Source organism: Glutamicibacter sp. GQ173, assembly GCF_059759215.1.
On the sequence record NZ_JCAXDT010000003.1, the window covers coordinates 1 to 12890 of the forward strand.

11 protein-coding genes and 1 riboswitch are annotated in these 12890 nt (G+C 60.8%); of the genes, 8 read left to right on the plus strand and 3 right to left on the minus strand.

What is annotated here, in order from left to right:
- Positions 1-52 precede the first annotated feature (52 nt).
- Positions 53-376: a DUF4190 domain-containing protein gene (locus AC6CHO_RS05985; protein WP_236995224.1), complete on the minus strand. Its 324-nt coding sequence runs from the start codon at positions 374-376 to the stop codon at positions 53-55.
- 15 nt (positions 377-391) lie between these two features.
- Between AC6CHO_RS05985 and pgm the strand changes: the two genes are divergently transcribed.
- Positions 392-2029: a phosphoglucomutase (alpha-D-glucose-1,6-bisphosphate-dependent) gene (gene pgm, locus AC6CHO_RS05990; RefSeq protein ID WP_498214141.1), complete on the plus strand. Its 1638-nt coding sequence runs from the start codon at positions 392-394 to the stop codon at positions 2027-2029.
- On the opposite strand, the gene AC6CHO_RS05995 is transcribed toward pgm, so the two are convergent.
- Positions 2026-3474 carry an amino acid permease gene (locus tag AC6CHO_RS05995; protein ID WP_498214142.1) on the minus strand — a complete coding sequence of 483 codons (1449 nt, stop codon included), beginning with the start codon at positions 3472-3474 and terminating at the stop codon, positions 2026-2028. The two genes, pgm and AC6CHO_RS05995, sit on opposite strands and share 4 nt — an antisense overlap.
- 79 nt (positions 3475-3553) lie before the next feature.
- Positions 3554-4987, minus strand: coding sequence for an aldehyde dehydrogenase family protein (locus tag AC6CHO_RS06000; RefSeq protein ID WP_498214143.1), 1434 nt, complete (start codon positions 4985-4987; stop codon positions 3554-3556).
- An 89-nt stretch (positions 4988-5076) separates the two neighbouring features.
- Here AC6CHO_RS06000 and AC6CHO_RS06005 point away from each other — a divergent pair, with 89 nt between their 5' ends.
- The 7 genes from AC6CHO_RS06005 to AC6CHO_RS06035 all read left to right on the plus strand — a co-directional run bounded on the left by AC6CHO_RS06005 (position 5077) and on the right by AC6CHO_RS06035 (position 12889).
- Entirely contained in the window at positions 5077-6615 is a 1539-nt protein-coding gene (locus AC6CHO_RS06005) for a hypothetical protein (protein WP_498214144.1), read from the plus strand.
- On the plus strand, positions 6612-6977 hold the full coding sequence (locus AC6CHO_RS06010; RefSeq protein ID WP_498214145.1) for a GntR family transcriptional regulator: 366 nt from the start codon (positions 6612-6614) through the stop codon (positions 6975-6977). Before AC6CHO_RS06005 ends, AC6CHO_RS06010 begins: the two co-directional genes overlap by 4 nt.
- 37 nt (positions 6978-7014) lie before the next feature.
- Positions 7015-7109: riboswitch (TPP riboswitch) on the plus strand.
- Positions 7099-7893: a hydroxyethylthiazole kinase gene (gene thiM / locus AC6CHO_RS06015; RefSeq protein ID WP_498214146.1), complete on the plus strand. Its 795-nt coding sequence runs from the start codon at positions 7099-7101 to the stop codon at positions 7891-7893. It overlaps the preceding riboswitch by 11 nt.
- Positions 7886-8527: a thiamine phosphate synthase gene (gene thiE, locus AC6CHO_RS06020; RefSeq protein WP_498214148.1), complete on the plus strand. Its 642-nt coding sequence runs from the start codon at positions 7886-7888 to the stop codon at positions 8525-8527. Before thiM ends, thiE begins: the two co-directional genes overlap by 8 nt.
- Entirely contained in the window at positions 8524-9951 is a 1428-nt protein-coding gene (gene thiD, locus AC6CHO_RS06025) for a bifunctional hydroxymethylpyrimidine kinase/phosphomethylpyrimidine kinase (protein WP_498214149.1), read from the plus strand. The genes thiE and thiD overlap by 4 nt, the downstream gene beginning before the upstream one ends.
- Positions 9952-9980: 29 nt before the next feature.
- On the plus strand, positions 9981-11258 hold the full coding sequence (locus AC6CHO_RS06030) for a uracil-xanthine permease family protein (protein ID WP_498214150.1): 1278 nt from the start codon (positions 9981-9983) through the stop codon (positions 11256-11258).
- 224 nt (positions 11259-11482) lie between these two features.
- A complete protein-coding gene (locus AC6CHO_RS06035) occupies positions 11483-12889 on the plus strand; it encodes a sugar porter family MFS transporter (protein WP_498214151.1) in 1407 nt (468 codons plus the stop codon).
- Position 12890 lies beyond the last annotated feature (1 nt).

The window sequence follows — 12890 nt, forward strand, 5'->3', positions numbered from 1 at the left end:
CGTTCGGGGCCAGCCATTGTTGTATGCGGGGAGATTCTGCGCAGTTTTGGGCTTATGAGTAGGTCATATTCTCGTAATAGGAATAATCCCCGTATTCGGAACCAATGAACCAGATGAACCAGATGATCACCGCGTAGGCGACTATGGCTAGGGCCAATCCGATCCACGAGGTGATCAGGCCAGCTATGGCCAAACCCCTGGATTGCGGTTCGCGGCGTAAACCGAGGTGCCCGGTAATGACTCCGGCCAGCGGAACGAGGATAATGGCAGCAAAGCCCAACATCGACAAGATGCCCAGCACGAGGGAAGCCACGGACAATCCTGTGGGCTCTCTCGGTGGCTGGTAGGGATTTTGCGGATACTGATAGTAGCTCACACTTACTATTCTTCTATGAATTCGCATAAAGCGCATCAACCTGAGAGGCAATCTGTGGCACACCTTCGAGCTGGACAACCAGCCAACGAATCCGACCTGATCAATCTTCAGGAGGTGCTCGATGCCTACAGCAGCATCATTCCTTCCAGCGACAGCCCCGACCAGGCAGTCATCTTTGGCACCTCGGGGCACCGCGGCACCTCGCTGAGCGGGACCTTCAACGAGGCGCATATCGCCGCCATCACCCAGGCCGTGGTGGACTACCGTGTTGCAGCGGGGATCACCGGCCCAATGTATGTGGGCAAGGACAGCCACGCGCTCTCGGACCCTGCCTACCAGACCGCCCTCGAGGTCCTGGCGGGTAACAGCATCGAGGTTCTCGCCGACGACGGCCTGACCCCTACCCCGGCGGTTAGCCACGCAATCCTGGTGCACAACGCCAAGGGCGGCGATCAGGCGGACGGACTGATCATCACCCCATCGCACAACCCGCCAACCGACGGCGGCATCAAGTACAATCCGCCCCACGGCGGCCCGGCAGAATCCGAAATCACCGGTCCGATCGCCGCACGCGCCAATGAGCTGTTGGCCAGCGGGCAGATCAAGCGGGGAGAAGCCGCGGCCAAGCCTTTCGACTTCCGCGAGCTGTACATTACCGACCTGGCTGAGGTCATCGACTTCAAGGTCATCGCCGAGTCCGGCATATCCATCGGCGCCGACCCGCTGGGCGGGGCTTCGGTGCACTACTGGGGTGAAATCGGACGCCGCTACGGCCTGAACTTAAAAGTCGTCAACGAGAGCGTCGACCCGCGCTTCGGGTTCATGACCCTGGATAAAGACGGCAAGATCCGCATGGACTGCTCCTCGGCACACGCCATGGCATCCTTGGTGGCCAACCGCGAAAAGTACGACATCGCCACCGGCAACGACGCGGATGCGGATCGCCACGGCATTGTCACCCCGGATGCCGGGTTGATGAACCCGAACCACTTCCTGGCTGTGGCCATCGATTACCTGCTGACCCATCGCGGGAACTGGCCGGCGGATGCCGAGATCGGCAAGACCCTGGTCTCCTCGGTGCTCATCGACAAGGTGGTGGCCTCCCATGGCCGGACCCTGCGCGAGGTGCCGGTGGGCTTCAAGTACTTCGTTGAACCACTGGCCTCGGGTAAGGTGGCCTTCTGCGGCGAGGAGTCCGCAGGAGCAAGCTTCCTGGACTTGTCCGGCAAGGCATTTAGCACCGACAAGGACGGGCTGATGCTCGCCCTGCTGGCCAGCGAGATGCGTGCGGTCACCGGCAAGAGCCCCAGCCAGTTGCACGCGCAGCTGGTGGAGCGCCACGGTTCGAGTTTCTATGACCGCTTTGATGCCCCGGCAAACCGCGAGCAGAAAGCTGTGCTCTCCAAGTTGGATCCCTCGATGGTCTCCGCCACCGAATTGGCTGGGGATGCGATCACCGCAAAGGTGACCGAAGCAGCCGGTTTCGCCATTGGCGGCCTGAAGGTCTCCAGCGAGCACGCATGGTTCGCGGCACGCCCTTCGGGCACCGAGGACATCTACAAAATTTATGCAGAGTCAACAAAATCACCCGAGCATCTGCAGCAGGTGCTCGCAGAAGCTCGGGTGATTGTTGATGCTGCCCTAGCTGGCTAGTTCAGCTTCGCGGTCCATGGGTCGATGGCCTCGGCTGGCTGCTTGCGGGTAGCCAGCCAGTGGCCCAGCCACAGCAAGAGGAAGATCGGAAGGCCGACGTAGCTTGATGCCATCTGCAGCAGGTTGCCGTCCAGCACCGCCTGGTAATTCTGGCCGGCGATAACAACCAGCAAGATCACGAAGGCGAGAATTGGGCCCAGCGGGAACAACGGCGCCTTGTACGGAAGGTCGGCAAGATCCTGGCCGCTGGCCACGTACGCCTTGCGGAATTGATAATGGCTCACCGCAATGCCCACCCAGGCGATGAACCCGGAAAGGCCCGACACGTTCAGCAGCCAGGTGTACGCCTCGCCCTGACCGATAATTGCCGTCAGGAATCCGAAAAGTCCTACTGAGGCAGTCAAGAGCATGGCTGGCACGGGAACACCACGCTTGTTGAGGCGTCCAAAAATCTTCGGCGCCTTCCCATCCTTGGCCATGGAGTAAAGCATGCGCGCAGAGGCATACAGGCCCGAGTTGCCTGCCGAAAGAATGGCCGAGAGGATCACTGCGTTCATCAACGCCGCAGCGAAAGCGATGCCCGCACGCTCGAAGACCAGGGTGAATGGCGAGGTAGCAATGTCCGATGCCTCGGATGAAAGCAGCGATGGATCCAGATACGGGATCAACATGCCAATCACAAAGATGGCGCCGATGTAGAAGAGCATGATGCGCCAGAAGATCGTCTTGATGGCTTTCGGAACATCGCGCTGGGGGTTTTCTGCTTCACCAGCAGCTACACCAACCAGCTCGGTGCCCTGGAAAGAGAATCCAGCGATCATGAAGACCGAGACGATGGACAGCCAACCGCCAACGAATGGCGCTTCGCCATCGGTCCAGTTGCTGAAGCCAGGCGAGGTGCCGCCGATTATGCCGAAGATCATCGCGAAACCGCAGATCAGGAACACGATGACAGTGATGACCTTGATTGCCGCCAGCCAGTACTCGCCCTCGCCAAACGCCTTGGCTGACAAGGCGTTGAGTCCGGTCAACAGCACCAAGAAGATCGCCGCCCAGATCCAGCCGGGAACATCCGGAAGCCAGTAGGACATCACGATGCCTGCCGCTACCAGCTCGGCGGCAACGGTAATTGCCCAGTTGAACCAGTAGTTCCAGCCAATCGCGAAGCCGAAGTGCCGGTTAACGAAAACGGTGGCATAGGTCTGGAATGAACCTGCCACCGGAAGCCGCGCACTCATCTCGCCCAGCGACTGCATCAGCAGCAGCACCATCATGCCAATCAGGGCATAGGCTACCAGCGCGCCACCGGGGCCAGCTTCAGAGATCGTGCCGCCGGACGCGACGAATAGTCCGGTACCAATTGAGCCGCCAATGGCAATCATCTGCATATGGCGAGCTTTGAGGCCACGCTTCAGGCCGTCCTGCGACGGTGCGGGCTCAGTCATGCGTTACATCTCCTGATGCCTAGAAATTTCCAACCTTTCAATCCAAGCACCCTGAGCAGTCTCATAGCTATGAACCGCGCTACAGTAAGCGATCAATAATCTTTCGCTTGGCCCACGAATATGGAGGATAAATTGCGCTCAGGGTATCCACCACCGTGGTTTTGTTGAGTTCTGAACGCATCTGCGAAAGCCGGTCAAAGCCATGCTTGCCGTGATACGAGCCCATTCCACTGGCCCCCACCCCGCCAAACGGCAGGGTGGGAATGACCATCTGGGCCAGCGGGGCGTTGTGCACGATAGCCCCGGCGCGAACCCGATCGGAGAAAATCGACTGCAACCGCGGGCTCTCACTCATGAGGTACGCGGCCAGCGGTGATGGGCGTCGGGCAATGAACTCCAGCGCTTCTTCGAAGGTTTCGACCTCGATTACCGGAAGGATCGGACCGAAGATCTCCTCATTCATCAAGGTGCCTCCAAGGTCCACATTGCGCATGAGGGTCGGGGCGATGCGCAGGGTTGCTTCGTCATACTCACCGCCGAACACCACCTCGCCCTGTTCCATCATGGCCAGCAAGCGCTCAAAATGCTGGTGGCTGGCAATCCTGCCAAAGTCCGGGTGGGTTATCGGCTCCTTGCCGTAGAAACCGGAGATGGCCTGCCCCAACCGGCTAATCAATGGCGTGGCATCGCCGATGCACAGGATGTAGTCCGGTGCGACGCAGGTCTGGCCCGCATTCATGAACTTTGCGTAGGCCAGGCGCTTGGCAGTGGCCAGCGAGTGGTTGTCAACGACAGCGGGGGACTTGCCTCCGAGTTCCAAAGTGGTGGGAGTCAGGTGTTGGGCGGCCGCCATCGCGACGATTTTCGCGACCCGTTCCCCGCCGGTGTAGAAGATGTGGTCCCAGCGTGCTGCCAGCAATTCGGAGGCGGTATCCGCACCGCCTTCGATGACCGCGAAGACCCGCTCGTCCAGATACAGCGGGAGGAACTTGGCCAGGGCCCCCGAGGTGGCCGGGGCGAGTTCCGAGGGCTTGAGTACCGCGGCGTTGCCGGCGGCAATGGCGGCGACCAGCGGCGCAAGCACCAGCTGCAGCGGGTAGTTCCATGCGCCAATAATCAAGACCACGCCCAGGGGTCGCGGCTCGATCTTCGCGATGGCCGGCTGGAGCGCCAGCGGCACCTTAACGCCGGTGCTGTCCATCCATTCGGCCAGATGCCTCAGCGCAAAATCGATTTCTGCGCGCACCACGTCGACCTCGGCAAATTTGGCTTCGGTGGGGCTCTTTCCGAGGTCGTCATTCAGTGCCTGCACAAAGTCGTCAAGATGCTCGTCGAGCATCTTCTCCAGCGCGCGCAATTGCTGGATCCGGAAGCGGCGCGGGTGGGTGATTCGGGTGTCAGCAGAACGGCGCAAATGGTTCAGAACCGTGGCAATTCGTGAAGGATGCTCGTCCACCGGAGGAGCGGAATCGCCGACCGGCTCGGGCAACGGAGTGGAAGTAAACAGACCCATGATTTGAGCGTACGTCACCGAACGGAAATTCCCTCGATTAATGCGCCGAAGGATTCATTATGTATCAACCGTTTGATACATTAAATTGCATGGAGCAAATTTCGGCGAGCGCCCTGACAATAGCCTTGGTTGCCTTTGCTACCTATCTTTGGCTGCGTTCCGTGGCGCATCGCAGGGCCACGGCTGCGATACAGCGGGCGCAATCACATTCGTTCTGGTGCGCGCTAATTGCATTCTTCACCTCGACCTCTTCGGACCTCTCCCAAGTCTGGTCCGCTCCCGGAGAATCGCAGCCGATGCTCGTCCGGGTGCTCATCGTGCTCAGTGGTGCTGGCTGGCTGGCTTTGGTTTACATCATCGGCCTGTTTACCTGGCCGAAAGAACTGCAGGCGGTTCGCGTTGCATCATTGGAACCGCGCAGCCTGGCCACGCCTTTTCCGCGTAAATTAGGGGCTTTTGTTGGCGCGCTGGCGATCTTCGCCTTCTGCATGCTGTGGCCGATGTCCCAGGTCGCAGCCACTGTTTCAAAAGGTGACAGTGAAGGTTCGGACACAGGGGATTATGCAGACATCCCTGGTGCCGATTGGGATGGCCTTTCCAGGTGGCGTTCAGGCACTGAAGTTGCACCGATGTTTGCGATTTGCATCCTCGCAGTACTGCTCGCAACGGCGGCAATCACTCTCATCATTCTCAAGCGCAAGCCCCTGGCCGGGATTTCCGCAACCCACAACCAGGAATTACGCTCGGTGTGGCTCAATAGGTTGCTGCGAAATTGCGGCTTCTCACTTTTAGGCATTATCGGTGCAGCAATCACCTACGCGAAGCCAGTCCTGGGCGACGGGTGGAATACGGTTCCCACTTTTGCCTTCGTGGCGCTTGGCTTCATATTATTCATCTGGGCCCCGAAGTTTGCGGCACCAATGGCGGGAAGGAATAGCAATACCACCGCTTTTACCCGGATGCGCGATCACACCCTGGCGGTGTCCTTTATCGCCAACACAGTGGTGATCGCCGCCGCCTACATTATCGGGATTGCTGGCGGCTACCTTTTCGACCAGGCATCACTAGCACGTGGCGCCGCAAGGGCCAAGTCCGAAAGCTACGAGTTCATGCTCCTTTGGGGTGCGGCAGCAGTCGTCCTCTACCTGGCCATCTCAGCGGGCTTCGCGCTCTACGCGCACCAGCGAGCCAAGCTGGGGTCATCGCGTGAGCCCAAAACCCGAAACCTCCCAGTTTGGGTGTACACCGCAGCAGCGCTGTTCATCATCAGTGGCAGCGTCATGCTTTACGCCCCGCAGACATTGTCCCCAGGGACGGAATTGATAGTTCCCCCATGGATCACCACAGGAATAATCGCTGGGCTGCTAGTTTTTGCAGCCGGATACCGCTGGTGGATCCGCCACTGCTCGGTACCGTGGGATCTCACAGCCGCCCAGGAGATCTGGTACCGGCAAATCCTGGAGTTCCGCGCACTGCGAGTGCTCTGCAGTGCATTTCTCCTCTTGCCCGGTCTCGCGTCATCCGATGAGCCAGCGGTGATTGCCATAGGCGTCGGGCTCTTCTGCATTCCATCCTTATTAGTGGTCAAGCGTCCGGAAGCTCGCATTTCCACAAGTACGTCCGCATGAGCACACAGATCAGTGTGGACCTTGAGGCAGCCACCGCACCCTATGAGCAGATCCGCTCGCAGATTGCCGCACTCGTCAACCTTGGCGAGTTGTCGCCGGGCACCAGACTACCGACTGTTCGCGCACTGGCCACGGACTTGGGGGTTGCAGCCGGAACGGTGGCTCGCGCCTATAAGGAGCTGGAAGCCGAAGGGCTGATTTCTTCGAGGCGCCGCGCCGGCACCGTAGTGAGCGAACGTCCCGGATCTGTTGATACCCACGGAGATCTGGTGGCCGCGGTGGACCAGCTGTGGAAACTGGCGGCGGCGCAGCATGTTGACGCCGCAACCCTCAAGGCGTTGGTGGCACGACGCAAACCTTGAGGATTTGTTCTGTGCATCCCTTCTGCGTACTCTCTAAATCAGTGACACGGGGTGTCGGAGACGCCGACTGAGATGAAACCCGTCGAACCTGATCTAGTTCACGCTAGCGGAGGGATGTCGCATGACTCTGCCTACCGTTGCCCAAAAATACCGGCAACGCTCCCCCTTGGTTTTTTGCCTGACGAATACTGTCGTCACCAACTTCACCGCCAATGTCCTTCTTGCCTCCGGCGCCTCGCCGGCGATGACCAACCTGCCCGGCGAGGCCGGAGGGTTTGCCGCCTTGGCTTCCGCGGTACTGGTGAATCTGGGCACTCCAAGCACCGAGCAAATGGTTGCCATGGAGGAAGCGGTCCTCTCGGCGAGCGCGGCTGGCACCCCCTGGGTATTGGATCCAGTGGCCGTGGGCGCTCTTTCGGTGCGCACCGACTTCGCACGACGCATTGTGCATCAGCGTCCGGCCCTGATCCGCGGCAATGCCTCGGAAATCCTGGCCTTGGCGGGCAAGGATTCCAGCGGCCGAGGTGTTGATGCAGCAGATACCGTGCAGGCAGCCCTGGATGCCGGACGCGAATTGGCCAAGGAACACGGGTGCGTTGTTGCCATCTCCGGTGAAGCGGACGCGATCATCGACGCGAAGCGCACCGTGCTGGTGCATACCAACGGGATCGGGTTGACCAGAATCACTGGTGGAGGATGCGCGCTGGGCGCCTTCAACGCGGGCATGCTCGCGGTGCACGAGGACCCCTTTGACGCGGCCATCGCTGCCCACGGATTCTATGGCCTCGCCGCAGAAAAGGCGCTGGCGGCAAGCAACGGTCCGGGGAGTTTTTCCGTGGCCTTCCTTGATGCCCTGGCCGCCACGGAACCTGAAGAACTACAGAATTTGAAGTACGAGGAATTGAACCATGGATAATATCGGCGCATACCTAGTAGCCAACACCGCCAGCTGCACGCCACGCACCACCCTGGAAGTCATTGAAGGGGCGGTGGCCGGCGGCATCGAGTGGATCCAGCTGCGGGCCAAAGATGAGACCGCGCGCGAATTCTTCGAACTGGCCTGCGCCGCGGCCCGCCTGACCGACGGCAAGGCGAAACTGCTGATCAATGACCGGATCGACGTGTTCTTGGCGGCCCGTGCGGCCGGGGCAGCGGTCAGTGGAATCCATATCGGCCAGAAGGACATCCCGGTGAGCCTGGCACGCCAGATCATGGGCGAAGGCATCATCGGCTTGAGCGCTTCCACCGATGACCAGCTGGCGCAGGCCAACCTCGATGCTGAGGCGATCGACTACTTGGGTGTCGGCGCAGTGCGTGCCACTCCAACCAAAAAGGATCATCCAACCCCGATTGGGCTGGACGGTTTTGCCCGCGCCGCCTCGCTGACCTCCCTGCCCTGCGTAGCCATCGGGGCGATCACCGCGCAGGATGCCAGCGCCATCCGCGCTGGCGGCGGAGCCGGTTTGGCCGTGGTCCGTGCTATCTGCAATGCCGACGACCCGCAAGCTGCCAGCGGCCAGCTTGTGGCAGCGTGGGCGGCAGCGCAGTGAAAAACATTCTCTCCATCGCCGGCTCCGACCCCTCCGGTGGCGCAGGAATCCAAGCTGACCTGAAGGCCATTGCCGCCAACGGCGGCTACGGCATGTGCGTGATCACGGCGCTGACAGCGCAGAACACGCTAGGTGTCAGCGCGGTACGGGCCATTGATGGCCAGTTCGTGCTCGCTCAGCTCAATGCGATCAGCGCCGACGTCCAGATCGATGCCATCAAAATTGGCATGCTGGCCAACGAGGAGATCATCCGCGCCGTCAACGGATGGCTGGATACCGTGGATGCCCCGGTGGTACTGGATCCGGTCATGGTAGCCACCAGCGGGGACCGGCTCTTGGAAGATGAGGCGGTGCTCGATTCCTTGCTGGACCGCGCTTCGGTGATCACGCCCAATCTGCTGGAGTTGGCAAGCTTGCTGCGTGAGCCGGCAGCGGCCGACTGGCCGCAGGTCCTGGAACAGGCCCAGCGGCTGGCTGCCAAGCATGATGCACTGGTTCTGGCCAAGGGCGGGCATCTGGCCGAGGACCTCTGTCCAGATGCGCTGGTCTCCTACCAGGGAGTATTGGCCGAGTTCAGCAACCAGCGCCACAACACCAAGAACACCCACGGCACCGGATGCACCCTGTCCAGCGCCTTGGCGACGGTCTACGCATCGGGCGGCGACTGGGCCAGCGCCCTGGAACAGGCCAAGGCCTATCTGTTCCGCGCCATCGGCGCTGCCGATGAACTCAACGTCGGCCTCGGGCATGGCCCGGTGAACCACTTTGCGGACTTCTTCAGCGAAGCTGATCCAATGGACCAGTGGTGGCAGCAGATCCATGAGCTGCGCGGCTCCATCGACAACCTGGAGTTCATTGCCCAGCTGGCAGAAGGCACGCTGGACCCAGCGGACTTTGAATACTATTTGGCGCAAGACGCGCTGTACCTGCAGCGCTACGCCCAGGTGCTGGCCGAAGCCAGCGCATTAGCCCCGGATCTTGACGCGCAACGCTTCTGGGCCGGCTCCGCCAGGGAAATCCTGGAAGGCGAACTGCAGTTGCATCGCAGCTACCTGGCCGAAGGGGCCGCGAATCCCAGCGCCATCACGTTGAACTACGTGAACCATCTGGCCGCATCCAAGCGCAGCTACGCGGAACTGATCGCTGCAATCCTGCCGTGCTATTGGCTCTACCAGGACATCGGCAAGCGCCTGGCCTCGGCCAACCATCCAGAACACCCGTACAAGCAGTGGCTGGTGACCTATGCATCGGAGGAATTCGATCTGGCCACCGAGCGCGCCATCGACATGGTGCGCGTCGCGTGGAAGCGGGCCGACGGCAATCTGCGCGAGCGGATGCGGCTGGCCTTCGTGCGATCCTCCGAACATGAGGTGGCCTTCTTCGATCAGGCACGGCGGAACCGAGTAGAATTCTCTACGGCCTGAAACGCGCGGGCCACGATCTGGAGGATTGCATGAGCTGGAGCATTCACGGCAACGGAAAGACCATCACCCCGGGCGAAGTTGTTGCCCCGGAAGAACGGCTGCACTGGCCGCAAACCATTTCCATTGGCGCCCAGCACATTTTGGCGATGTTCGGCTCCAGCATTCTGGTCCCGACCCTGACCGGTTTCCCGGTAACCACCACCTTGCTGTTCACCGGCCTGGCCACCATCATCTTCTTGCTGATGACCAAGAACAAGGTTCCCAGCTACCTCGGCTCGTCCTTTGCGATGATCGCTCCGGTCATCTCCACCACCCAATCGCACAGCATGGCTGGCGCGCTGGGCGGCATCGTGATGACCGGTGCGCTGCTTTTTGCGGTGGGGCTGATTGTCCAGGTGACCGGCACCGGATGGATCCACTCCTTGATGCCTCCGGTGGTCATGGGCACGATCGTTGCGTTGATCGGCCTGAACCTGGCCAGTGCAACCCTGGCGCCCATGACCGATTTCCCACTGACCACCTTTTTGACGGTGATCTTCACGGTGCTGGCCACGGTGGCCTTCAAGGGCCTGCTGGGTCGCCTGTCAATCCTGGTGGGCCTGGTCCTTGGCTACCTGTTGGCTTTGGTCCAGGGCCAAGTCGATTTCAGCGCTGTCCAGGCTGCCGGCTGGGTCGGCCTGCCTCAATTCACCACTCCAACCTTCCACTTTGATACCGCGCTGATGTTCCTGCCAGCGGTGTTCGTCCTGATTGCCGAGAATATCGGGCACGTGCGCACCGTTGGCGTGATGACCGGGCGGGACCTCTCGAAGTTCAATGGCCGCGCGTTGATGGCCGATGGCGCTGCCAGCGTCGTTGCCGGGCTCGGTGGCGGTTCGGCCACCACCACCTACGCCGAGAACATTGGCGTGATGGCCGCGTCCCGCGTGTACTCCACCGCCGCCTACTGGGTGGCGGCCATCGTGGCGATGGCATTGGCCTTCTTGCCGAAGTTCGGCGCTTTGGTTGGCACAATTCCGGTGGGTGTCATCGGCGGCCTGGGCATTGTCCTGTACGGCATGATCGGCATTGTTGGCGCACGCTTGTGGATCGAGGCGAAAGTCGACTTTGGCAATCCGATCAATTTGATGACCGCAGGCACCGGGTTGATTATCGCGATTGCCGTGACCAGCGATATCTCCTTCGGCCAGTTCCAGCTCGGCGGCATCGCGCTGGGCTCGATCGCCACCTTGGTGGTGTTCCACTCGATGCGCGCAGTAGCCAAGCTGCGCGGCAATGATCTTGCCGAGAACCCGAGCGAATCCTGAGAGTTTTAAGAAATTTTTTTCGGCAGGCCGGTGCTGCGACTTTGCTCGTGGCACCGGCCGGCCTTTTTTGCGCAATCCCCCGCTGGTTAGGCAAGAGGCATGGTGGCCCGAAAGGCATTCTGGGTAAATCTTGTAAGGACTCCTTCCAAAATGTGATTGTTATCCCACCAAAAACTGAAAATTACCGATTTCCGCCCCTGCCAAATCGGATAGCATGGCTGATTGTGACTGCGACAACATCAGACGGAAAACTCTCCGCGCGACTCATCTTCATCGCCCTTGGGGCGGCACTGGGTGGGTTCGTTTTTGGATATGACTCATCAATCGTTAACGGCACCGTAGACGCTGTCGAGCACGAATTCGGGCTCAACGCGGTAACTATCGGTTTCACTGTTTCCTGCGCCTTGCTGGGCGCAGCTCTTGGCGCATGGGTAGCAGGTGTGGTCTCCGAACGCGTGGGACGCGTGCGCACCATGCTCTTCGCCTCCATTCTCCTGGCCATCTCTGCCATCGGCTGCGGCCTGTGCTTCAGCGCCGCCGACCTCATCGTATGGCGCATCGTTGGCGGCATCGGCGTCGGCTTCGCTTCGGTGATCGCTCCCGCCTACATCGCCGAGGTCTCCCCGGCAGCCCATCGTGGACGCCTGGGCACCATGCAGCAGATGGCCATCGTGCTGGGCATCTTCGTGGCCTTCCTGGTCAGTGCGCTGCTGGTCTTCGTCATGGGTTCAGCCGACGCCACCGGCTGGTTCGGCCTGGCGGCATGGCGCTGGATGTACCTCTCGTTGCTGGTTCCAGCAGTGCTGTACGGCGTGCTCTCGTTGCGCCTGCCGGAATCCCCCCGCTACCTCGTTGAGCGCGGCCGCTACGTGGAAGCCGCCGCCGTGCTGACCCGTGACATGGGCATGAACGCTGGCGCGGAAACCGAGAAGAAGATCGAAGAAATCCGCGCCACCGTGCACGTGGAACGCCGCCAGAAGTTCAGCGACCTGCTGGGCCGCTTCGGCTTCCACCCGCTGGTATGGGTTGGCATCCTGCTCTCGGTCTTCCAGCAGTTCGTCGGCATCAATGTGATCTTCTACTACTCCACCACCCTGTGGAAGTCGGTGGGCTTCGCCGAATCGGACTCCTTCACCATTTCGCTGATCACCTCGGTGACCAACGTGGTGGCCACCATCGTGGCAGTCCTGCTGATCGACGTTCTGGGACGCAAGCTGCTGCTGACCATCGGTTCGGCCATCATGACCCTGTCCCTGGGGATGATGGCAGTGGCCTTCGCCCAGTCGGTGACCATCGATGGCGCGGTCTCGCTGCCAGGCAGCTGGGGCATCATCGCCCTGGTGTCGGCCAACCTGTTCGTGGTCGGATTCGGCGCGACCTGGGGTCCGGCCGTATGGGTTCTGCTCGGCGAGATCTTCCCGAACTCCATCCGCGCGATGGCCCTCGGTGTGGCTGCCGCCGCGCAGTGGATCGCAAACTTCATCGTCTCCACCACCTTCCCGGCGCTGGCCGATGCAGGTTTGGCCTTGGCCTACGGCATCTACGCGGTCTTCGCACTGCTCTCCTTGCTCTTCGTGATCTTCATGGTCAAGGAAACCAAGGGACGCACCCTGGAAGACATGAAGCTGTAAA